Annotated in this window: 22 protein-coding genes; 12 read left to right on the top strand and 10 right to left on the bottom strand. The window is 67.2% G+C overall.

The features are described from left to right. Position 1: 1 nt before the first annotated feature. The 4 genes from EG854_RS09940 to EG854_RS09925 are packed head-to-tail and all read left to right on the top strand — an operon-like array spanning position 2 to position 2,253. A complete protein-coding gene (locus EG854_RS09940; protein WP_123287974.1) occupies positions 2-805 on the top strand; it encodes a succinate dehydrogenase iron-sulfur subunit in 804 nt (267 codons plus the stop codon). After that, the gene (locus EG854_RS09935) at positions 805-1,125 is read left to right on the top strand and encodes a 2Fe-2S iron-sulfur cluster-binding protein (protein ID WP_123287973.1); all 321 of its coding nucleotides are present in this window, start codon (positions 805-807) and stop codon (positions 1,123-1,125) included. The genes EG854_RS09940 and EG854_RS09935 overlap by 1 nt, the downstream gene beginning before the upstream one ends. Position 1,126: 1 nt before the next feature. Further along, the gene (locus EG854_RS09930; protein WP_123287972.1) at positions 1,127-1,933 is read left to right on the top strand and encodes a kinase; all 807 of its coding nucleotides are present in this window, start codon (positions 1,127-1,129) and stop codon (positions 1,931-1,933) included. After that, on the top strand, positions 1,930-2,253 hold the full coding sequence (locus tag EG854_RS09925) for a PilZ domain-containing protein (protein ID WP_123287971.1): 324 nt from the start codon (positions 1,930-1,932) through the stop codon (positions 2,251-2,253). The genes EG854_RS09930 and EG854_RS09925 overlap by 4 nt, the downstream gene beginning before the upstream one ends. A 4-nt stretch (positions 2,254-2,257) precedes the next feature. Here the strand turns inward: EG854_RS09925 and EG854_RS09920 are convergent, their stop codons facing one another. The 3 genes from EG854_RS09920 to EG854_RS09910 form a co-directional block, all read right to left on the bottom strand. Then, positions 2,258-3,253 (bottom strand): alpha/beta hydrolase family protein, encoded by a 996-nt coding sequence (locus EG854_RS09920; protein WP_123287970.1) that lies wholly within the window; start codon positions 3,251-3,253, stop codon positions 2,258-2,260. 93 nt (positions 3,254-3,346) lie between these two features. Then, positions 3,347-4,201 (bottom strand): haloacid dehalogenase-like hydrolase, encoded by an 855-nt coding sequence (locus EG854_RS09915; RefSeq protein WP_123287969.1) that lies wholly within the window; start codon positions 4,199-4,201, stop codon positions 3,347-3,349. Between the two features lie 32 nt (positions 4,202-4,233). Next, the gene (locus EG854_RS09910; RefSeq protein WP_123287968.1) at positions 4,234-6,585 is read right to left on the bottom strand and encodes a sensor histidine kinase; all 2,352 of its coding nucleotides are present in this window, start codon (positions 6,583-6,585) and stop codon (positions 4,234-4,236) included. A gap of 79 nt (positions 6,586-6,664) precedes the next feature. Between EG854_RS09910 and EG854_RS09905 the strand changes: the two genes are divergently transcribed. The 3 genes from EG854_RS09905 to EG854_RS09895 all read left to right on the top strand — a co-directional run bounded on the left by EG854_RS09905 (position 6,665) and on the right by EG854_RS09895 (position 9,238). Continuing rightward, positions 6,665-7,120 (top strand): metallopeptidase family protein, encoded by a 456-nt coding sequence (locus EG854_RS09905; protein ID WP_123287967.1) that lies wholly within the window; start codon positions 6,665-6,667, stop codon positions 7,118-7,120. 184 nt (positions 7,121-7,304) lie between these two features. Beyond that, positions 7,305-7,733, top strand: a complete 429-nt coding sequence (locus EG854_RS09900; protein WP_123287966.1) for a DUF2141 domain-containing protein — start codon at positions 7,305-7,307, stop codon at positions 7,731-7,733. A 29-nt stretch (positions 7,734-7,762) separates the two neighbouring features. Further along, a complete protein-coding gene (locus EG854_RS09895) occupies positions 7,763-9,238 on the top strand; it encodes a carotenoid oxygenase family protein (protein ID WP_123287965.1) in 1,476 nt (491 codons plus the stop codon). Between the two features lies 1 nt (position 9,239). On the opposite strand, the gene EG854_RS09890 is transcribed toward EG854_RS09895, so the two are convergent. Further along, positions 9,240-9,989, bottom strand: coding sequence for a LytTR family DNA-binding domain-containing protein (locus EG854_RS09890; protein WP_123287964.1), 750 nt, complete (start codon positions 9,987-9,989; stop codon positions 9,240-9,242). Between the two features lie 209 nt (positions 9,990-10,198). Between EG854_RS09890 and EG854_RS09885 the strand changes: the two genes are divergently transcribed. The 5 genes from EG854_RS09885 (at position 10,199) to EG854_RS13170 (ending at position 14,471) form a co-directional block, all read left to right on the top strand. Beyond that, entirely contained in the window at positions 10,199-11,464 is a 1,266-nt protein-coding gene (locus tag EG854_RS09885; protein WP_123287963.1) for a type III PLP-dependent enzyme, read from the top strand. Positions 11,465-11,566: 102 nt separating this feature from the next. Continuing rightward, a complete protein-coding gene (locus EG854_RS09880; protein ID WP_123287962.1) occupies positions 11,567-12,619 on the top strand; it encodes a 1,9-bis(guanidino)-5-aza-nonane synthase in 1,053 nt (350 codons plus the stop codon). Positions 12,620-12,705: 86 nt separating this feature from the next. Then, entirely contained in the window at positions 12,706-13,068 is a 363-nt protein-coding gene (locus EG854_RS09875; protein WP_241153202.1) for a ribonuclease, read from the top strand. A gap of 93 nt (positions 13,069-13,161) precedes the next feature. Then, the gene (locus EG854_RS09870) at positions 13,162-13,668 is read left to right on the top strand and encodes a hypothetical protein (protein WP_164461995.1); all 507 of its coding nucleotides are present in this window, start codon (positions 13,162-13,164) and stop codon (positions 13,666-13,668) included. Positions 13,669-13,703: 35 nt separating this feature from the next. After that, positions 13,704-14,471 carry a phosphatase PAP2 family protein gene (locus tag EG854_RS13170; RefSeq protein ID WP_164461994.1) on the top strand — a complete coding sequence of 256 codons (768 nt, stop codon included), beginning with the start codon at positions 13,704-13,706 and terminating at the stop codon, positions 14,469-14,471. On the opposite strand, the gene aguB is transcribed toward EG854_RS13170, so the two are convergent. The 6 genes from aguB to EG854_RS09835 all read right to left on the bottom strand — a co-directional run. After that, complete coding sequence (aguB, locus tag EG854_RS09860; protein WP_123287959.1) at positions 14,468-15,334, bottom strand: N-carbamoylputrescine amidase; 867 nt, start codon at positions 15,332-15,334, stop codon at positions 14,468-14,470. The two genes, EG854_RS13170 and aguB, sit on opposite strands and share 4 nt — an antisense overlap. Positions 15,335-15,392: 58 nt before the next feature. Then, positions 15,393-15,767, bottom strand: coding sequence for a four helix bundle protein (locus EG854_RS09855; RefSeq protein WP_123287958.1), 375 nt, complete (start codon positions 15,765-15,767; stop codon positions 15,393-15,395). Positions 15,768-15,813: 46 nt separating this feature from the next. Further along, positions 15,814-16,800, bottom strand: a complete 987-nt coding sequence (locus EG854_RS09850; RefSeq protein WP_123288077.1) for an agmatine deiminase family protein — start codon at positions 16,798-16,800, stop codon at positions 15,814-15,816. 267 nt (positions 16,801-17,067) lie between these two features. Then, complete coding sequence (locus EG854_RS09845; protein ID WP_123287957.1) at positions 17,068-20,256, bottom strand: TonB-dependent receptor; 3,189 nt, start codon at positions 20,254-20,256, stop codon at positions 17,068-17,070. A gap of 182 nt (positions 20,257-20,438) precedes the next feature. Continuing rightward, entirely contained in the window at positions 20,439-21,551 is a 1,113-nt protein-coding gene (locus tag EG854_RS09840) for a capsular polysaccharide export protein, LipB/KpsS family (RefSeq protein ID WP_241153201.1), read from the bottom strand. A 329-nt stretch (positions 21,552-21,880) separates the two neighbouring features. Beyond that, positions 21,881-22,092 (bottom strand): OmpA family protein (locus EG854_RS09835; protein WP_164461993.1); only part of this gene is annotated, 212 nt, incomplete at its 5' end.

Here is a 22,092-nt window from a genome sequence, read left to right as displayed (position 1 = left end):
CATGGCTGAACTGACCCTCCCCCGTGCGTCGCAGCCCCAGCGTGGCAAGGTGCACAAGGCCCCCAAGGGGGCGAAGAACGTCAAGACCTACAAGGTCTATCGCTATGATCCCGAGGTGGACGCCAATCCGCGCTGGGACGTGTTCGAGGTCTCGGCCGACGACCACGGCCCGATGCTGCTGGACGCGCTGATCCACATCAAGAACACCATCGACCCGACTCTGGCCTTCCGCCGCTCCTGCCGCGAGGGCATCTGCGGCTCCTGCTCGATGAACATCGACGGGCGCAACACCCTGGCCTGCACCAAGGGCTGGGACGAATGCTCGTCGTCCAACATCTCGATCGGCCCCCTGCCGCACCAGCCCGTGGTCAAGGATCTGGTCACCGACCTGACCCTGTTCTACGCCCAGTACGACTCGATCCAGCCCTACCTGCAATCGGACGAGCCGGACCCGACCACCGAACGGCTGCAGACCCCGGCCGACCGCGAGAAGCTGGATGGCCTGTACGAGTGCATCCTGTGCGCCTGCTGCTCGACCTCCTGCCCCAGCTACTGGTGGAACCAGACCGAATACCTCGGCCCGGCCGCCCTGCTGCAGTCCTACCGCTGGATCGCCGACAGCCGCGATGACGCGACCGACAAGCGCCTCGACGACCTTGAGGACCCGTTCAAACTCTATCGCTGCCACACGATCATGAACTGCGCCCAGGTCTGCCCCAAGGGCCTGAACCCCGCCAAGGCCATCGCCGAAACCAAGAAGCTGATGGTTGCCCCGGGCCGCAAGAAGGCCAAGGCTCCGGCCTGATGGCGAAGATCACCTATATCGAGCATGACGGCACCGAGCATGTCGTGGAGGTCAAGAATGGCCTCAGCGTCATGGAAGGCGCGATCCGCAACAATGTGCCGGGCATTGACGCGGACTGCGGCGGGGCCTGCGCCTGTGCCACCTGTCACGTCTATGTCGATGAGGACTTTGCCGCCGAGACCGGCCGGGCCAGCGCCATGGAGGAATCCATGCTGGACTTTGCCGAGAACGTCGAGCCGAACTCGCGCCTGTCCTGCCAGATCCGGGTGTCGGACGATCTGGACGGGCTGATCGTACGCCTGCCCGAAAACCAGCACTGAGGTGTCCGGTCCCCGGATCGCGCCGGACCTTCTCGCCCTCGTCGGGCGGTTGATCGAGGCGGCACCTGCCGGACGCCCGGCCCGCATCGCCATTGTGGGGGCGCAGGGGTCGGGCAAGACCACGCTCGCCCGTGCCGCCGCCCACGCGTTCAATGCCGCCCAGATCTCCATCGACGATGTCTATCTGACCCGGGCCGAGCGCGAGGCCATGGCCCGCGACGTCCACCCGCTGTTCCTGATGCGGGGGCCGCCCGGCACCCACGACCTCGGCCTGCTGAACGACCTGATGGACCAGCTGTCGGCGGCCGGGCCCGACGACACCACCTGGCTGCCCGATTTCGACAAGCGCGGCGACGACCGCCTGCCCACGGATCGCTGGCGTCCGTTTCGCGGGCGGCCCTCGGCCATCCTGATCGACGCCTGGTGTCTCGGCGTCGTGGCCGAGGATGCAGCGGCGCTTGAGGCGCCCGTCAATGCGTTGGAACAGACCCGCGACGCCGACGGCCGTTGGCGGTCTGCCATCAATGAGTTCGTCGCCGGGCCGTACCGGGCCTTCGCCGACAGCCTCGACGCCATCCTGTTCCTTCAGGCCCCGTCGTTTGACGTCGTGCTGGACTGGCGCTGCCAGCAGGAAGCCGACCTGCTGGGCATCGACCCCGCCGACCTGCCCGACGAAGAGCGCACCCGTCTGGCCGACTTCATCCAGTATTTCGAGCGCATCACCCGGCGCATGCTGGCGGGCGGCGTGACCGCCGATGTCACCGTTAAACTGGATCGAAACCGTGTGCCGGGCCCTATATCGGCATGAGTATCGAGCGTCGACTTGAGCCCCGCAGCGCGATCGAGGGACGCGCCCTGATCGTCGCTCCTGCGGTCGAGCACACCTGCCGGCTGATCGACCAGTCGCGCTCGGGCCTGCGCATCCGGCTGGACCGCTCGGTCAGCCTGCCGCGCGAGGGCTTCATCGTCGACCTGCCGACCGGCATCGCCACCCCGGTCCAGATCGTCTGGCAAAAGGGCATGGAGGCCGGGCTGAAGCGCACCGGCGAGGGCGCCACCCTGCGTGGTCTGGTCCCCTCACGCCTGATCGCCGTCCGCGACGCCTGGCAGCGCGCCGGCGGGCGCTGACCCCTTACGGCTTAAGATGCCGGGCGAGGAAGGCCACCACCTGCGGCCAGGCCTCGGCCCGGGCGGCGGCATTGGCCTCGGGCGTGCCGCCGCTGCGGTGCGCGTCACGCGGGCCGCCGTCGCCGATCAGGTCGTGCCCCGCCTCGGCATAGATGAGCGCGTCGGTCTCCAGACCCGCCGCCTCGCGCGAAGCCACGATGTTGCGGGCCTGACGGGCCGAGTTCCACTGAGCGTCCAGCTCTCCGGCAATCAGCATCAGCGGCCCGGCATAGGCCTCGACCGGGATGCGGGCCGCGGCCTCGCGCTCGGGATGATCGGCCCGCCCGTTCTCATGGATGGCGCGCAGGTCCGCCGCATCCCCGGCCAGCAGCCCATCGACAAAGCCGCGATAGGGCATGAAGGGCAAGGCCTCGCCGTCAAACGAGAACGACGACCGCGTGCCCTCGGACTCGACAACCTCCAGCCCCCAGCCCTCCCAGACCACGTCCGACGGCGTATAGGCGACCACGGCGTCGATCCACGGATAGCGGCTGGCGGCGATCAGGGCGAACTCCGACCCCTTGGACCCGCCGAACAGGGCGAACCGCTCAACATCCACGCCCGGTATCGTCCCCAGCGCCTGACGCAGGTCGTCCAGCTGGTCGACGCGGATGTCGAGGAAGCTGCCCGGCAGATCGGGGAACTGCGGCGGCGGTCCATAGTCGCCCCAGTCCGGCGAATAATAGGGCAGGCCGACGGCCGCATAGCCCAGGCGCGCCAGCACCGGCCCCATCACCCGGCCCGCCTCATCGCCGCCGTCGGCGCCGTGCAGGATGACGACCACGGGCCGCGCCTCAGCCCCCGCCAGCCGCCAGACCTGCGCATGCGGAATGCCGGGCACGGCCATAACCTCGATGGCGGCATCGGCCACCGCCTCCTGTGCCCGGACGGGCGGCGCGGTCACCGTCAGTGCCAGCATGCCGATACAGACGGCGAAAGCCCGCAGAAGGGGGATCAGCATGAGCAACGCTCCAAAAACCGGGCCCGGACGACCACCGCCCGCATACCCTTTCACCCATTAGTCGCCGCCGTAGCCCGGATCGGATGCAGACCCTCAGCCCGCCGGCATGGTCCCGGCGTTGACGGCGATCCGGCCGACCAGTCCCTTGACGATCAGGTCCAGCGGCGAGCCCTCGCGGTAGTCCGCCGCCGCCACGAAATTCACCCGGTCCTCGCTGATCAGCGAATAGATCTTCTGCTGGTCGCGATCCGAATTGCGCGGGTCATAGACAGCGATCGAGAAGCCGCCCTTGGTGTGCATCATCTTCATGGTCGGCACATCGGTATCGCCGTCACCGAGGAAGATCATCCGCTCGAACGGCACCGGGCGCTCGGCGTCCGGGATGAAGCGGTTGATGCGGTCATGCTCATAGTGGTTGAGCACGCCCTTGTTGATGCGGAACAGATACTGGGTCTTGGTCGTGTAGTTGACGCCGACCGCCGGCCAGACGGCCACACCGTCCTTGTCATAGACGAATTTCGACGCGAACACGTGATGGAACTGGTCGCGGATCGGACAGCCGTCGATCATCTCCTCCAGCCCGGCCGAGATGATATAGTGCTCGATATCCAGCCCGTAGTGGCGGCCGAAGGCGTTCATCCGGTCGAACCAGCCGGGGCCGGTCAGATCGGTCTTCAGCCCGTCGAACAGCTTCACATCATGGCCGTGGTCGCGCAGCGTCCGCCGGGTGATCGGCGCATCGTTTTCGCGCGCCCGCTGCAGCATCAGCTGCATATACATCAGGATGCCGTCGCCGTCGGCCTGGCGGGTCAGGGTCTCCGCCTCTTCCCAGAAGGCGCCCTTCTCCATCCCGACCGAGGGGATGAAGCTGACCTCCTGCATGTTTCCACGGGCAAGGGTGCCGTCGAAATCATAGATCAGGGCGGTCTTCAGCAGCGGTCTGGCCATGGTCTTTCCCTCGGCAGCGGTGCCGCGACGGGTTAGTGAGCCGGGCCCGCCGTGTCAAAGCGTTCCAGATCGTCGGCCGGGGCCGCTGCCACCATGCGCGGCAGGTGCAGGCTGAAGGTCGCCCCCTCGCCCGGCACGCTCTCGACCTCGGCCCAGCCGCCGTGCAGCTCAACCAGCGCCTTGGTCAGGGCCAGACCGACGCCCGGCCCCCCGCGCTCGCGTCGCACGAACCGGTCAAACACATGGGGCTGCAGGTGATAGGGGATGCCACGCCCGGTATCGGAAACGCGCAACCGCACCTCGCCCTCGCCGGCCACCGCCTCCAGCGTCACCAGCCCGCCTTCGGAGACCGCCCGGGCGGCATTGTCCAGCAGGTGATCCAGCGCCTGGGCCACGCGGGTGCGATCGGCCTCAATCTCGCCAATGCCGCGCGGGATATTGACCGTCAGCCGCGCCCCGCGTCCCTCGATCCGCGCCCGCACAGCCTCGGCCGCCTCGGTCAACAGGTCCGCCAGACGGATCGGCTGGATCGACAGGTCCATCTCGCCCGCATCGATCTGGGCCATGTCCAGCACATCGTCGATCGAGCGCGCCAGCTGGGTCGCGGCGATGCGGATGGCCCCCGCATGCTGGCGGCTGCGATCCGGCAGCTCGCCCGAGGCCTCCAGCAGCTCGGAATAGCCGACAATGGTCGTCAGCGGCGTCCGCAGTTCGTACGAGACACTGCCGACGAACTCCCGCTTCAGCGCCTGGCTCTCGGCCAGCGCCGCTTCGCGCTCGGCCAGGGCCTGCTCCAGCGCCCGCTGGGCCGTCACATCGGAAAAGGCCACCAGCGTCGCCCCGTCCGGCAGGGGCCGGGTTTGCCAGGCGGCGATGCGCCCGTCGACCGTCCGACCCTCGCCCGAGACGGCCACGCGGCTCTCGGGATCGGGGTCGGCGACGCGCGCCTTCAGCCCCAGCCACAGCCCGGCATCGGGCAGCACCTTGCGACAGGTCTCGGCCACCGTCTCGAAATCGGCCTGCGGGTCGAACCGGTGCGCCGACGGCCCCCAGAAGGTGGAAAAGGCCTCATTGTGCAGCCTCAGCCGCCCGTCCGAGCCGAACACCGCCACCGCATCGTTCAGCTTGTCCAGCGTCGCCCGCTGCACCTGGAGCTGGCCGTTGAAGAGGCTGCGCAGGTTCAGCTCATCGGTGATGTCCGAGAAGATCAGCAATATGCCGCCCAGCGGGTGCGGCTGGCGCACCACCCTGAGCGTCCGCCCGTCGGGCAGGGACCAGCTGTCGTCGGGCGTGGCCTCGGTCGCGCCATAGAATTCCAGCTCGCGCGCCCGCCAGCCGGCATAGTCGATCACCTCGGGCAGCAGCCGACGCTGGCGTAGCCGGTCCAGCAGCTCCGCATGGGTCGGCCGCTCGTCCAGCCACGCCGGGTCCAGATCGAACAGGGTCTGGAAGGCCGTATTGTGAAAGGCCAGCCGCTTGGACGGGCCAAAGATGGCCACCGCATCGGCCAGATGGTTCAGCGTCTCGTCATGGGCCTCGACGTGGCGACGCAGGGTGTCGCGCGTCTCCTCGGCCTCGGTCATTTCGATGGCAAAGGCGGTGACCGCCCCGCCGCCGACGCTGGGCTCGGCCAGCACGCGCCAGGCCTTGCGGCGCCCGTCGGTGGCGGTCCAGCGGAAGCCTTCCTGCCGGGTTCCCTGCCGCAGGGCGTCGGCGACGATGGCGTCGGCCCCCCGGTCAAAGGTCAGTTGCCGTTGCAGGGCGTCTTCCAGACTGCCGGCCTTGACCGCCGCCAGCCAGGCCCGGTTGGCCCAGGCCAGACGTCCGGTGGAGTCCACGACCCAGGTCGGCACCGGTGAGGCATCGGCCAGCAGGCCCGCGGCACTCTCGCCGGTGCCCAGACCGGCCGAAATCTCGGCATCGGTGAACCGCAGCCAGGCCGAGCCGGCCAACGCCCGGCCCTCGATCCGCCAGACTCCGGCGTCGGTCTGAAGCGCCAGATCAAAGGCCACACCCGACTGGACCAGCGCCTTCAGCCGCGCGGCATCGGCGTCCCGCACCCGCGCGATCAACACATCGCCCGCCGCCTGATCGGCCTGGGTCAGGGTCGCGATCAGGTCGGGATCGCCGAACACCTGACCGGCCCGCAGTTCACCGTCGGCATTGCCCAGAATCTGGACCCGGACCTCGCGCATCAGCGCCAGACAGGCATCGCGGGTGGCAATCAGGTCGGCGCGGGCCTCAAGCTCGGCTTCCAGCGCGGCCTCGCTGCGACGGGCGCGGGCATCCAGACGCCACGCCCAGGCACTGACCGCCAGCGCCAGACCGGCAGCCCCCACGGTGGCCACATAGGCGATGTCCGCACCGGCGATCACGCTTGCCATTCCTCCCTCCGCCAAAGACCCGACCCGGCGGCTTGATTCGCTCGTTCACCATACCCCAAGATGGCCCGCTTGCACCGCCATGCCCGTGCGGTCCGGAGACCACCCCCTGTCCCCTGCCAAATCCTCCCCCACCTCGCTCTGGAGCGACAATCCCGTCGCCCCCTCGCTCGACGATTTCGCCGCCGTGGCGCGCGCGGCGCTGGACGCCCTGCCCGAGCCGTTTCGCGGCCTGTCGCAGGACGTCGTCCTCCGGGTCGATGACTTCGCCGATGCCGAAACGCTCGAGGCGCTGGGCATGGAGGAACCCTTCGAGCTGACCGGTCTCTACTTCGGCGTCGATGTCGGACGGCGCGACGAGATGGGACCGGCGGCCGAGCCCTCGCGCATCTTTCTTTACCGGCGGCCCATTCTGGATGAGTGGTGCGAGCGCGGCGACGTCGGCCTCTCCGACCTGATCGCCCATGTGTTGATCCACGAGATCGGCCACCACTTCGGCCTGACCGACGACGACATCGACCGCATCGAGGACGACTGACGGCACCGCGCCCGAAACCGGCTGTCCGTTCGCGTATCGCCAACCGCCGCGCGCGGATTTGACCTGTCCGTTGGCGAAGGCGGCGCGGCGGTTTCCGTAAGTGCAGTGGCGGGCCGGGCAGCACCGGCTCAGGGTCTGGTCATCCACGGAGCGCACCGCTCCTGACCTGACCGGAGAGACCGCCATGAAGATCCGTATCGCCCTGATCGCCGCCGCCCTTGTCAGCACCGCCGCCTTCGCTCCCCAGGCCCGGGCACAGGACTCCAGCGTCACCTTCCAGTTCGAAACCGGTCGCACCGGCGGCACGGTCATGGTGGCCCTGTTCAGTTCTGGCGAAGGCTACAACCGTGACCAGTCCGTCGCCTCCCGGGTGGTGCCTGTCACCGCTGAAACCGTCAGCGTCACCTTCGAAGGGCTGGCACCCGGTTCCTACGCGATGCGGTCGTTCTACGACATCAACGACGATGGTGAAATGAACACCAACCTGTTTGGCATGCCGGTCGAACCCTATGCCTTCTCCAACAATGCGCGCGGCAACATGGGTCCGGCCAGTTGGGACCGTGCCCGCTTCAATGTGAACGGCGCCGTCGTCCAGACCATCAGCCTGCGCTGATCCGAACCCCTGAAATCCGGAGACCCGCCATGATCCCGTCCCGCCGATCCTTCCTGCTGGGTGCCGCCGCCATGGGCAGCAGCGTCCTGACCCCCGATGTGGCCGAGGCCGCCCGCCTGCTGACCGCCCAGGATGCCGTCGCCACCGACTGGGGACTGGTGACCCGTGACGTCGAGGGTGACATCGCCCCCCATCGTCTGACCCGGATTCACGGCCGGGCTCCGGCGGGGCTGGAAGGCGCCCTCTATCGCAACGGCCCGGCCAAGTTCCGCCGACCGGGCGGCTCGGCTGAACACTGGTTCGACGGCGACGGCCTGATCCGCAAATTCAGCGTCTCGGATGGCGAGGCGACGCTGGCCGCCCGCTTTGCCGACACGCCCAAGCGCCGTCAGGAAACCCGGCTGGACGCCATGGTCATGCCCGGCTTCGGCACCCCGGCCGATCCGCGTGCCGAGATCGGCTCGAACGACGACGCCAATGCCGCCAATACCTCCATGCTCAAGGTGGGCGACGATGTCTGGGCCTTGTGGGAAGCGGGCTCCCCCATGGCGATGGATGCCGGCACGCTGGAGACCAGGGGCTTCGTCACCCTGCGGGACGACCTGAAGGGCATGCCCTTCCTCGCCCACCCCCGGGTCGAGCCGGACGGTCGCATCTGGAACCTCGGCATGAACGGGGCCCAGGCCATCGTCTGGCGTCTGGCCGCCGATGGCACGCTCGAGAACGCCAGCGTCGTCCCCCTGCCGCGCGCCTCTTACATCCACGACTTCACCGCCACCGCCCGTCATCTGGTGATCGTGCTCCAGCCCTGGGTGCAGGTCCGCCAGACCATGCCCTTTTCGGCCGCCTTCGACTGGCAGGCCGGAACCGGCACCCAGGTGCTGGTGCTGGACAAGGACAACCTCGACAGCCGCCGCCTGTTCGACCTGCCCGACTTTGGCTTCTTCCATCTGGGCGACGCCTGGGAAGAGGCGGGCGGCACGATCCGCTTCGATGTGTGCGCCCATGCCGACATGCGCTTTGCCGCGACCGGCGCGACCGAGATCCTGAACGGCGTGCCGTTGGGCGGAGAGCCTGCCCGCCTCGCCCTCGCCGTCCTCTCACCGGATGGCAGCGCCCGTCTGGATCGCACCACTGTGGTCGCCGAATTCCCGCGCAGCGACCCGCGCCGCGCCGGCCAACCCCGCCGCTTCAGCCTGCACACGGCGGGCGAGAGCCCCGACCGCCCGTTCGCCACAGCCATCGGCCTGCACGACTGGTCGACCGGTCAGGCGCACCAGTACGACTTTGGCCCCGATCACGTCGTCGAGGAGATGGTGGTGGTGCCCAAGCCGGGTCAGGACGCCGAGGATGCCGCCTGGCTGGTCGGCCCGACCATCAATCTCAAGGCCCGCACCACCGAACTGCATGTGCTGGACATGGCCCGCCTGTCGGACGGCCCGGTGGCCAGCTGGCGCTCGCACACGGCCCTGCCCGCCGGCTTCCACGGCATCTGGGCGGACTGACTCAGTACCAGCCGGCGGCCCTGAGTGCGCGGGCATGGCGGCGGCTGACGGGCACGCTCAGCCCGCCGTCCAGCGTCAGGGTCGCCCGCCCGTCCCCGCGCGCCACGTCCCGGACGGCATCGCGGGCCACCCACCAGCTGCGATGGGTCTGGGCCCCCTCCAGCCCCTCCAGCTCGGAAAGCGCATCGGCCAGCCGCATCAGGATCAGGTCCGAGCCCCGGTCGGTGTGCAGGCGCAGATAATGGTCCTCGGACTGCACCGCGATCAGCCGCGCGCCCCTCAGCCTGGACGGCAGGCGATCGAGGAACCGCGCCGGCACCTGGCCGGCCGCGGCCTCGTGCGTCTGGACCGTGCGGGCCCGGGTGATGAAGACATTGATGGCACTCATCGCTCCCGTGATGCTCAGCACCGGCGCCACCAGATAGAGCATGGCCGATAGCGGATAGATCCGCCCCTCGAAAAACAGGCCGGTGGCCAGCCACACCATCAGCAGGATCGGCCCGAACATCAGGGCCGTCAGCACCCCGACCATTACCCACGGCCGGTCATCCAGATCGAGGAACCGCTCGACCAGGTAGCCACAGACGTGGCCCCACAGCCCGCCCAGCACCATCAGCGGCACCCAATAGGCAATCCGGTGCCACAGCGACAGAGCAGGGTCGCTGAACGCCCCGCTCAGCGCCAGCACCAGCCCCGCCAGCGCGGCAATGCCCAGTCCGCGCAGGAAGTCGCGCAGCGTATCGGCCGTCATCTGTCCATGCCCCTCATGCTGCCCCCGTGGCCCCCTGAATGCGGTCTCGGGCCCCGCCCTGCAAGCGATCCCGGCGAAACCGCCACGAAATTACCGCTTTACATGACACTGCGTTTTCCCCATATCGCGGGTTCCGGCGGACCCCGTAGGTCCTATGCTTGCGCCGCTAACGCCGGTCTGGGTTAACAATTTGCAGGGGGTTACGTGAATTGCGCACGTACCAAATTCCCCTGGACCTGGTCCGTGAGCGGTCCCCTGAACGTCCCGTCGCCCTCGTGCGGCCGCGTTCAGTTTCCGTAGCGGCGCGCTGGTTCCAGGACAATCTAAAGGCTGACGTCTTCTATGCGGTGAAGGCGAATCCGTCGCGCTGGGTCATCGAGACCCTGGTCGAGGCGGGCGTCACCGCCTTTGACGTGGCTTCGCTGGCCGAGATCGAACTGGTCCGTTCGGTCAGCCCCGACGCACGTCTGGCCTTCATGCACCCGGTCAAGAGCCGCGCGGCGATCACCCGTGCCTATTTCGACCACGGCGTCCGCACCTTCTCGCTGGATTGCGTCGAGGAGCTACACAAGATCCTGGACGCCACCGGTCAGGCCGCCGACCTCAACCTGATCGTGCGCATGGCCGTCTCGGCCGATGGCGCCGCCTATACCCTGTCGGGCAAGTTCGGCGTCTCGCCGGATCAGGCCCCGTCCCTGCTGCTGGCTGTGCGTCAGGCGGTCAAAGACGGGCTGATGGGCGTCAGCTTCCACGTCGGCTCGCAGTGCATGCGCCCGTCCGCCTATGAGGCCGCCATGGCCCAGGTCGGCCGCTCGATCAGCCGCGCCGGCGTGTTCGTCGACATCGTCGATGTCGGCGGCGGCTTCCCCTCGGTCTATCCGGGCATGGTCCCGCCGGACATGCAGGAATACGCCGACGCCATCCACCGCGGCTTCAACGAGATGCCGGTCTCCGAGACCACCGAGCTGTGGTGCGAACCCGGCCGGGCCCTGGTCGCCGAGTCCAGCTCGATCCTGTGTCAGGTCGAACTGCGCAAGGGCGATGCCCTGTATCTGAACGACGGCTCCTACGGCTCGCTGTTCGACGCGACCCACTCCCGCTGGCCCTTCCCGGTCAAGCTGGTGCGTGACGCATCGGCCTCGACCGACCTCAAGCCGTTCCGCTTCTACGGCCCGACCTGCGATTCCATCGACCACATGCCCGGGCCCTTCTATCTGCCCGCCGATATCCGCGAAGGCGACTATATCGAGATCGGCATGCTGGGCGCCTATGGGGTGGCCATGTCGACCGGCTTCAACGGCTATGGCGTGCACGACATCGCCATGGTCGAGGACGCCCCCATGGCCTCGCTCTACGGTCTGGCGCCCCGGTCGATCCCGACCGTGCGCACCTCGGCCGAGGAACAGGCCCGCAAGGTCGTTCGTTTCAGCCGTCCCAAGGGCAAGGCCGGACAGCGCAAACAGCGGCGACGCTGAACTGCCACACAGACACTGGTATAAGCAGCGGCCCGTCGCTCCGTCCGGGCCGCTGTTTCCTATTCGCGGACGGGCGCTCAAATCATGAGGGAAACCGCTGAAATGAACGCATCCGTCACGCCGAACACCAAGGCCCAGCTGCTGCAGAACACCGTCGAGCACATCGACATCACGTCCTTCGACGCCCGGCCGATCATCGACGCCATGCGCAAGATGAGCTTCTCGTCGCGCGACACGGCCCGCGCCGCCGACATCTTCAACATGGCGCTGGAAGACAAGGACTGCTCGCCGTGGCTGATCCTGGCCGGCTCGACCTCGGCCGGCGGCTGCATGCATGTGTACCGCGACATGGTGAAGTTCGGCATGATCGACGCCGTGGTCGCCACCGGCGCCTCGATCGTCGACATGGATTTCTTCGAGGCGCTCGGCTTCAAACACTATCAGGCCGCCGGCGAGGTGGACGACAACGTCCTGCGCGACAACTACATCGACCGGATCTACGACACCTATATCGACGAGGAAGAGCTCCAGGCCTGCGATCACACCATCCTCGAGATCGCCAACCGCCTCGAGCCGCGCGGCTATTCCTCGCGTGAGTTCATCTGGGAAATGGGCAAGTGGCTCAGCGAAGGGAACGCCAAAAAGCCCGGCTCGCTGATCCAGACCGCCTATGAAGAGGGCGTGCCGATCTTCTGCCCGGCCTTCGTCGACAGCTCGGCCGGCTTTGGTCTGGTCAAGCACCAGAAGGAACGCGCGGCCGCCGGTCAGCCCTATATGATGCTGGACGCCATCGCCGACTTCCGCGAACTGACCGACATCAAGATCGCGGCGGGCGTCACCGGCCTGTTCATGGTGGGCGGCGGCGTGCCCAAGAACTTCGCCCAGGACACGGTCGTCTGTGCCGAAATCCTCGGCGTCGAGGCCGAGATGCACCGCTATGCCGTGCAAATCACGGTCGCCGATGTCCGCGACGGCGCCTGCTCGTCCTCGACCCTCAAGGAGGCCGCCAGCTGGGGCAAGGTCCAGACCACCCACGAGCAGATGGTCTTTGCAGAAGCGACCACCGTCGTGCCCTTGATCGGCTCGGACGCCTGGCACCGCGGCGCCTGGAAGAACCGCGAGAAGCGCCGCTGGCAAAAGCTGTTCGAGGCCTGATCGGCCCCGACTGCTGCCCCCGAGCGATTCCGGGAACCTTGGCCGTCTGCTGGCGCTTATCCTCTGCAATGGAGGCAAGACCGCAGATGGCCGATCCCGACCAAACTCCCGAGACCGACGAGGGCCGTGAGGCCAAGGCCATGGGCGAGCGCACCGATCTGGGCCACCAGCCCGACGCCCTGTCCGACAGCCTCGATCAGGCCCATCTCGACAATGCCCTGAGCGGCAGCGATTCCGGCTCGGATACCCGGGCCGGGTCGCTGCGGGGCGGCTCGGCCTCGGGCTCGGACATTGACCCGGACTCCGACGCGATCAATGCGGACCTCACCCGCATGGGTCGGGATGCTGCGGGTGCAAAACAGCCTGCCGCCCTGCCGGGAAACGGCCCCGTCAAGAACACCGGAGACGACCGGTCGTCCGGCGATGGCGCCAACGCTCCGACTGGCTGAACAATCGCCTTGATGGCGCCCCCGTCCTGCGCCAACGTGCCTTTCGGCATCTGCCAGAAGGCTGATTCCGCGACCCAACCCAGGAACGGGACCATGAGATTGCAACCGATCCCGCGCCGTATGTCTGCGCGTCTTGCTGTTACGACGGCGCTTGCTGCCAGCCTGACGCTGGCCGCCTGCGGTCAGGGCCCGGCAGAAGACGACACCCCGCCCGCCGAGGCCGAAGCCGCCGCCCCGGAAACGCCCGAAGCACCCGCGGATGGCGCGGAGGTCGCAGAGGTTACGTCCTCCGGCCCCCCCGCCTATGCCGCCGCCTATCCGGGGGCCCAGCCCAGCCCGTCGGACGCGCCCACCACGGACCTCGGCGGAACGGCCACCTTCACCACCTCTGACAGCCCCGAGGCGGTCATCGACTTCTATCAGACCAGGGCCCGCGACAGTGGCCTGTCGACCGTCTCCGCCCTCAAGCAGGGCCAGACCCAGGCCTATGCTGCGGTCGACCCCGAGGGCCGCGGCGCCACCCTGCAGGTCGTGGCCGAGCCCTCCGAGGCGGATGACAGCCAGACCCGCGTGTCCGTCACATGGACGGCGGGCCAGTGACAGTGAGGAGGCGGGGCCTGCCCCTTCTCCTGCTCATGCCGCTGCTGGTCGCCGGCTGCAGCCTGTCCGAGCGCCGACCGGACCCTCGGTCGCTGTCCGCCCCCTCGCCCCCTCAAGGCTTCGTCACGGCGGGTCAGATCGACGCCATTGCGGGTGCACATCGCCCGGCCCCCGGTCCGACCTCCGCCGATCTCGCTGCCGACCGCGGAACGTGGGAGCGTGAAGGTCAAACCCCCGGCACGGACCGCTGGTATCTGGCGATCCGCCATGTCGAGCTGCGCCCGGCCTTCGCGCCCCAGCATTTCGACTGCGCGCTCGGCACCCGACTCGGCGCGGCCGAGACCCCCGCAGTAATTGACCTGTTCACCAGGCTGGGCCGCGACGTCGAGGCTGTCTGGCAAAAGCTGCGGGCCGCCCGTCCCCGCCCCATCGACATCGGCACCGACCGCACGGCCTGTATCCGTCTACCCGAAGGCGACAGCGGCCACGGCTGGTCGCCCTCCGGCGGCGCTGCCCTGGCCACCGTCTGGGCCGAGGCGGTCGCCGACCTCGCCCCGGACCGCGCCGAACAGACACGCCGCATCGGCCGGGAAATCGGCCTCAGCCTGTCGATCTGCGGTCTCGCCTGGCCGCAGGATGTGGCAGCGGGCGAACGGTTGGGTCAGGCCGTCTGGCAGGCCGCCCGCACCGATCCGGCCTACCGCGCCCTCGCCGAGGCCGCCCGCGCCGAACTGGTGACCGCCCGCACCGATCCCCTCGAAAACCCCGCATGCGCGGCGGAGCGGCTGGCCCTGCGCTCTTAGGGACGGGCGCTGACCAGCGGGCCGTACAGGTCCGTGCGCCGGTCGCGGAAAAAGCCCCAGGCCGCGCGGTGCCGATCCAGAAAATCGAGGTCGAAACTGTGCACCAGCACGCCCTCGTCCTCGCGGCCCAGACTCTCGACCAGATCGCCCCGGTGATTGGCGATGAAGGAATGCCCGTAAAAGGTCTGGCCCTTGTCGGTCACTGTCTCATGGCCGATGCGGTTGGCGCCGACCACCGGCACGACGTTCGACACCGCATGGCCCTGCATGGCCCGCCGCCAGGGCTCGGCCGTGTCCAGCTCATCGTCATGGGGCTCGGTGCCGATGGCGGTCGGATACATCAGCACCTCGGCGCCCTGCAGCATCATGGCGCGCGCGGTCTCCGGGTACCACTGGTCCCAGCAGATGCCCACGCCGATGCGGCCAAACCGGGTGTCCCAGACCTTGAAGCCCGTATCGCCCGGCCGGAAATAGTATTTCTCCTGATACCCCGGCCCGTCCGGAATATGGCTCTTGCGATAGACGCCCAGCGCCCGGCCGTCCGCGTCCAGCATCACCAGGCTGTTGAAATAGTGCGGCCCCTCGCGCTCAAAGATCGACACGGGGATCGCCACCCCCAGCTCCGCCGCCACCGGCGCCAGCGCCACAACGCACGGATGCTCGCGCCACGGCCAGGCCGTGCCGAACCAGTGCTCCTCCTGGCTCACACAGAAATACGGCCCCTGGAACAGCTCCGACGGTAGGATCACCTGCGCACCCTTGCCCGCCGCCTCCCGGATGAAGCCGATGGTCTTGTCGATATTGGCCTGCAGGTCCTCGCCATACGAGGTCTGGATGGCAGCGACGGAGAGGGTGCGGGTCATGAGTGGGTACTTGGGTGAAGAGTGCTGGTGGGTAGTGAGTAGTATGTCGAGCTCTGTGTCATCGCGCCTGCCTGTCACGCAACGAGTGCATGAGACCGGTCAGCATCCGTCCGACCTCAGCAATGTCCATCAGAAGATGTTCCAAGGTGCGCTCATCAAGGTATCCGAGCCTGCCCGCCAGAACGAGCAGTGTTTCGACTTCGGCCAGCGAACCGCGCGCAATCCCGACGAAGTGTGCGAACTCTCCGGTACTGCGCCTGCCCGCTCCCTCCGCGATGTTCGCGGGAACGGAAACAGAGGCCCTGCGCGCCTGAGAGACCAGCCCATACAGTTCGTGGTTCGGCCAATCACGCGAGAGCCTGTAGACAGTTTCAACGAGATCCATAGAGATCTGCCAGACCTTCAGATCTCGATGATTGTGCGTCTCGCCCAAGCTCCGTCCCCTCTACTCACTACTCACTAGCACTTTTCACCAAGCCTCACGCTGGTTCCTGCTGTGAGATGCAGTGGAACGAGCCTCCGCCGGTGAGGATCGCAAGCGACGGCAGGGCGATAATCTCGCGATCGGAAAGGACGACCCGCAAGGCGTTGCAGGCGGCTTCGGTCGCCGCTTCGTTCCCGTAGCTCGGCACAATGACCGCCCCATTGGCGATCAGGAAATTCATGTGGCTGGCGGGGATGGGTTCGCCGTCCTCGTTCTCGATCCGGCCGGGCGAGGGAATGCGGATGACCGTCAGCCCCTCGGCCGTCAGCGCCCGGGCTGTGGCGTCATAGACCTCGTCATTGGGATCGTCCGCGCCCCAGCCCACCGGACAGACGACCACCCCCGGGCCGACGAACCGCGCCAGATTGTCGACATGGCCGTCCGTATGATCATTCATCAGCCCGTCGCCCAGCCAGACGACCCGCGTTGCCCCCAGCGCCTCGGTCAGCGCCGACTCGGCCAGAGCCTCGGTCCAGCCCGGGTTGCGGTTGGGGTTCAAAAGGCACTGGCGCGTCGTCAGAATCGTGCCCCGCCCGTCATGATCCAGCGCCCCGCCCTCAAGGATAAAGTCGTGCCGGTCGAGCGGCGTGCCGGAGGCCGCGCCGATCTGCGTCGCGACCGTGTCGTCATGCTCCAGCTCATATTTGCCGCCCCAGCCGTTGAACCGGAAGGCGGCCGCCCGGGCGGAGCCCTGACCGAAGATCGGGCCCGTGTCCCTCAGCCAGATGTCGCCGAACCGGCCATCGACCACGGTCACACCGTCCACGCCGGCAAACCGGGCCTGCGCGGCCTCCAGCGCCTCGCGCTTGCCGACCAACAGCCGCACCTGCTCGCGCCCCGGTCCGGCCAGCGCCCGCACCAGTCCCTCGACCTCGGCCTGTGCGGCCTCAAGGTCGTCTTCCCACAGCTCGGCATGGCTGGGCCATCCGACCCACATGGCGCGGTGCGGAGCCCATTCGGCCGGGACGGGAACAGCGGTCATGCCGGGATCATCCTTCATAGGGGCAGGCCGCACCAGATAGGCACGAACCGCCTCCCCCTCAAGCCAACCCCTCAAGTAGCGAGCGACCGCGTCGCGAGCGGTAGGGAAAATACATGCCCTCAAGTAGCGAGCCACCGCGCGGCGAGCGTTAGGGCAAAAACGCCTGCCCTCAAGTAGCGAGCGACCGCGTCGCGAGCGATAGGGCCAATAACGAAAAAGGGCGGACCGTTTCCGGCCCGCCCTCGATCTTTGGTCTGCAGCTAAAGCTTAGAAGCTGTAGCGCAGGCCCACACGCACTTCCCAAAGCGACGCACCGGTCACGCGGGACTGGCCAGCGGGCTGGAGGAACTGCTGGAAGACGTACTGGCCGGCACCGTTGCGGTCCACGTCCACCACGCCCTGCGATTGCGGGAAGGAAGCCTCACGCAGGATGCCCCATTCGTCGTTCAGCAGGTTGCCGAGGTTTTCCACGACCACGAAGGCCGCAGTGCGGTGACCCGACATCAGGCCCGGCAGCTCCTGCTCGATCCGCAGGTCGAACTTGCTCCACCAACCGCTCTGGACGGCGTTGCGGGGCATGGTCGAACCGGCAAACTCACCCAGACCGTATTCATCGATGAAGTCGAAGAAGGCGGCCTGGTCGAAGCCCGGCTGGAACACCACGTTGGGATCCGACGGACCGGTCGGGATGTACAGCAGGTGACGGTTGTCGATGATGTCGCCGAAGATGTCGCCGTCGTCGCCCGAGAAGGCGAAGCCGAACGGACGGCCCTCGTTCGCACGACCGAACAGGGTGAAGCGGGTCATGTAGTCGCCGAAGATTTCCCGCTCATAGTTCATTTGCAGGGTGATCCGGTGCGGGATCTCATAGTTCGAGGTCGCCACGTTCGGGTTGTTCGGATCAAACACCGCCACGTTGGCATAGTTCGAGAAGGCCACCGACGAGGTCATCGGATTGACGTCTTCGGCCTGGGTGAAGGCATAGCCCAGGGTCCAGTCCAGGCCCCAGTCGTAGGACTGGGTCAGGCTGGCCGAGAACACCGTTTGATGTCCGCCATCCGTATTGGTCAGCACGAAGTCATTGTTGAAGTTCCGGCTGGAGCAGGCGGCCGCAGTCGGATTGACGCAGTCGGGGTCGCTGCGGTCGATCGAGCGATAGATCGGGCGACCGTCAACCATGGTGCCGATCTGGGCCAGCGTCAGATCCTTGATGATGGCCGCATCCTGGGTTTCCGAGTGCAGGAGGTCGAGGTCAAGGCGGACGCCTTCACCCAGAACCGGCGCATCGAACCAGTAGGTGGCACCGATGGCGAACTTCCAGGCCGACGGCAGGTCGAAGTCGGGGTCCAGCGCATTGACGCCAACATTCGGCGTACCGGTGGTCACGGCGGTGACCAGCGAGTCCGGAATGTCGAACAGCGGCTGACCGGTCGTGTTGGTGAAGATGTTGAAGTTGCGGCGGTTCACCTGGATGTTGGTCACACCGTCGTTCGAATAGTTGTTCGACAGCCAGACGTTGGGATTGCCGCCCGAATAGAGGCCGAAACCACCACGGAACTGCAGATTGTCGGCGAAGTCATAGCGGAAGCCGAAGCGCGGCTGCAGCAGCCCCTTGCCGTCCAGGTTCGACGTGTTGGCAAAGCCGTTGCGCGCCACGAAGTTGGCGTTCAGGGCCGGCTCGTCGTTCGAGTCGTACCAGTCATAGCGCAGGCCGAAGGTCAGGGTCAGGTCGTTCGAGAAGACCCACTCGTCCTGCGCATACAGGGTGTTGGTGCCGTAGGCGAAGCTGGCCGCCGCATCGTTCGGGTCCAGCGAGGCCGCGTTGCCGTAGAAGACCTGCGAGGCGTTGCCGTTGCGGAAGTCGTTGATGCTGTTGAAGCGGAACTCGCCCTGGCTGTGCTGGACGAAAAGGTTGAAGATTTCAAGGTCCTCGCGCTCGTAGCCGAAGGTGAACAGATGGTCACCCCAGATGTACGATCCGCCGAGCTTGTAGCTCATCGTCTCATAGCTGAGCACGTTCGAATGACGCGAGTCGTCGGCACCCAGATAGACGGTGGCGCGCGAGTCGACGCTGTCGCCATCATGGTCGTTGAGAGTCCGGATCTGGACTTCCCCGACGTCGAGGCCGCCTTGCGGGATCTGGCGGTTGTCCAGGGTCGAATAGGCGACGCGGAACTCCGTCGAGAAATTGTCCGTCCAGTCCGAAAAGACCTGCAGGACATAGGCGTTCAGCTCGGCACCGCGCTCATACAGGTGACCCGAAAATTCGAATTCATCCGAGCCGCGGTCCGACTCCGTGATGTTGAAGCCATCATTGTAGTTATAGGTGAAGGCCGCGCGGTGCTGATCGCTGATGTTCCAGTCCAGCTTGATGAGCAGCTTTTCATCTTCATTCGGCTGCGGGGCCGGAATGCCACCCGGGTCAAAGCCGTACACGGTGCGGGCGATATCAAGGATCTCGTTGTACTGGGCCATCGACAGGCCCTGCACTTCGGCGCCACCGCCGCCGGCCGGCGAACGGTCAAAGAAGTTGACGCCGTCCAGCTTCTCGTAGGCGGCGAAGAAATACAGGCGATCCTGAATGATTGGGCCACCGACGTTGATGCCCCAGCGGGTCTCCTCGAACTCGCCCAGGTCAACCGAACGGCCTTCCAGCGAGGCGCCGGTCAGCTCGTGGTCGCTGTAGTCGTAGAAGAAGCCGCCCGACAGGCTGTTGCCGCCCGACTTGGTCACGGCGTTGATGTTACAGGCGGTGAAGTTGCCGTATTCGACGTCGAACGGGGCCAGTTCCACAGCCACCTGCTGGATGGCGTCGTAGGAGAAGGGCATGCGCTCGGTCGGATAGCCCGACGAGTTCAGGCCGAAATTGTCGTTCAGGCGGACGCCGTCGACGGTCAGGCTGTTGAAGCGCGGGTTGGCGCCGCCGCACTGCACGGCATCGACAAAGGCTTCGTCGACATAGACGCGCGGGTCGATCGCGATCACGTCGCGGATGTCGCGGTTGATGGCCGGGGCGTTGGCCAGGTCTTCGGCGGTGAAGACGGCGTTCGGGCCGATGGCGGTCTGCACGACGCCGCCGGCGGTGCCGATCACGACCACTTCGTCCAGCTGGGTGCCGCCCTGCGAGACATAGACGTCGGCAACGGTCGCGTCGCCAATGCCGATGGCCGCGACTTCACGGGTGCCCGAGACGCCGGCGGCGTCAACCTGGACCGTGTAGGGGCCGCCGACGCGCAGGCCGCGGGCGTTGTACTGGCCGTTCTCGCCGGTGACGGCAACCGAGCGGGTGCCCGACGGCACGTGGGTCACAGTGACCGTGGCGTTGGCGACCGGCTGGCCGCTGTCGCCCAGCACGGTGCCACGGATGGCGCCGGTGGTTTCCTGGGCATGAACCGCGGTAGCCGCGGTCATCATGAGTACGGCGACCGAGGCCCCGTAGGCGAACTTCTTCAGCATGTCTGGCGTATCCCCGCTGACTCGCCACGAAATGGCCCGGAATGGGACTCAAACGCGACGAAAGATGACAAGTGGGCTCCCTCTAGGCCGGACGTGGGAAGCTCCGACGACACTAATATGACAATGACGTGACAGGGCTCTGGGGGTGGCGCGAGAGCCACACCTTGCCGGATTGGCCGTGCTCAGACGCGGGGGCCGGCCCTGAAGTCGAGGGCAAACCGCTGAACCACCGCCCGGGCGGTCTCGCGCCGCACAGCCGGTCCGTGAAACCCGCCGTTTATCTGGGTATTATCGATCACCCAGGTGCGAAACCGCGCGAACAGGTCCGGATCGGGCGCGCGCGGCGCGCTCCAGAACTGGTCAAGCGGGCGGGGGTCCGTCAGACCCTCCATGTCGAAAAAGGCCTGTCCCAGAACCTTGACCGGCGTGCCAAACCCGAGCGCGGATAGCGCCGCGCTGGAGTTGTTGACCACCAGCCCCCGCGAGGCCCGACACAGATCGGCCAGGGTCCCGCCATCCAGATAATGCACCCGGGCGCTCACACCGCAGGCTTCAGCCAGCCGTCCGGTCTGCGCTTCCATGTCGATGACACCGGCATCCAGCGGGTGCCCCTTGACCACCAGATGCAGCTCCGGCGGCGCATGGGTGGCGAAACTGTCCAGCACGCGCGCCAGAAACGCCGCATTGGTCGGCAATGAGGAATGGCGCACCAGTTGGCTGTCTCCATCCCGCTGCAGACAGACCAGAACAAAAGGAAGACCGCCCTTCAGGACCGTCCTTAGCCGCTTGCGGGTCGCGGCCCTCCGGCTCTTCAGCGCCCGACCAACATGGCCAAAGGCCTGCCGCCAGGGCGGAGGGTCATACTCGGGCCGAAAGTGTGGAAAGGCCCTGCGGCCTATCAGTTCGATGAAATAGTAGAGGCTGATGTGGGTGACGTGCCACGGCAGGATGCGCCCGACCGGGACCGGTCGGGGTTCCCGGGCCTGCACATTGGCATAGGCCTCGGGGTCCGCCGGACTGCAGCCCTCGGCGTTGACGCCAGTGCGCTCGAGCGTGATCCAGTCCGGACGAAAGTATCCATTCTCCAGAACCCAGGTGTCCAGCCCTCGTATGCGGGCCGCAGCCAGAACCGCCCGCGCATGGGGGCTGGTATCCCCGAACACGATGACGTCGGTAAATTCCTCAATCCAGTCGGGAAGCGCCGTCCGGAACGCGTCGAAGGGTTCGCGGTGGGTCCGACCTCCGCCGCGCCGCCAGTCGAACCGATCGCCCATGTTGAGAATCAGGCGCCTCACCTCGCCTCCTGAGGCCTCGATCGCGGCGGCAAGGTCCCCGGAGAACGGCCCGAAGGGCGCGCTGGCAATCAGAAATCGACGACGGACAAGGGCATCCGGCTCAGGCAACGGCGCAGGAAAGGAGCGATGGGAAACGAACACAATCCTCCCTTTGACCGGTCCGGCCCGCCTGTCCAGTCGCGGGCAGGAAAACCTCGTCTCCCACCCGAAACGACACCACCGCCGTGACCGGGGGCCACGGCGGTGGGTTGAAGTCTATCGACCCTCTGGTCAGGCCCGGTTCGGCCCGGTCTCTCGCGGGGAGAGGCCGGACCGGTCCGGAAGCCGGATCAGAAGTTGATGTCGATGGTCGCGCGCCGGTTCAGCGGCTCACGGACACCGTCAGCGGTCGGACGGGCCAGGTCGGTTTCACCGCGACCTTCGACGGCCAGGGCGCCACCGGGGACGCCGCGGGCCACGAGGGCATCGGCGACCGTGCGGGCACGGCGGTTCGACAGGCCGACGTTGTAGCTGGCCGAGCCCGAGGTGTCGGCGTGACCGA

Origin of the sequence: Brevundimonas halotolerans (genome assembly GCF_003730275.1) — a bacterium.
In the GTDB taxonomy this organism is placed as follows: domain Bacteria; phylum Pseudomonadota; class Alphaproteobacteria; order Caulobacterales; family Caulobacteraceae; genus Brevundimonas; species Brevundimonas halotolerans.
This window is presented reverse-complemented; position numbering and strand designations above follow the sequence as displayed.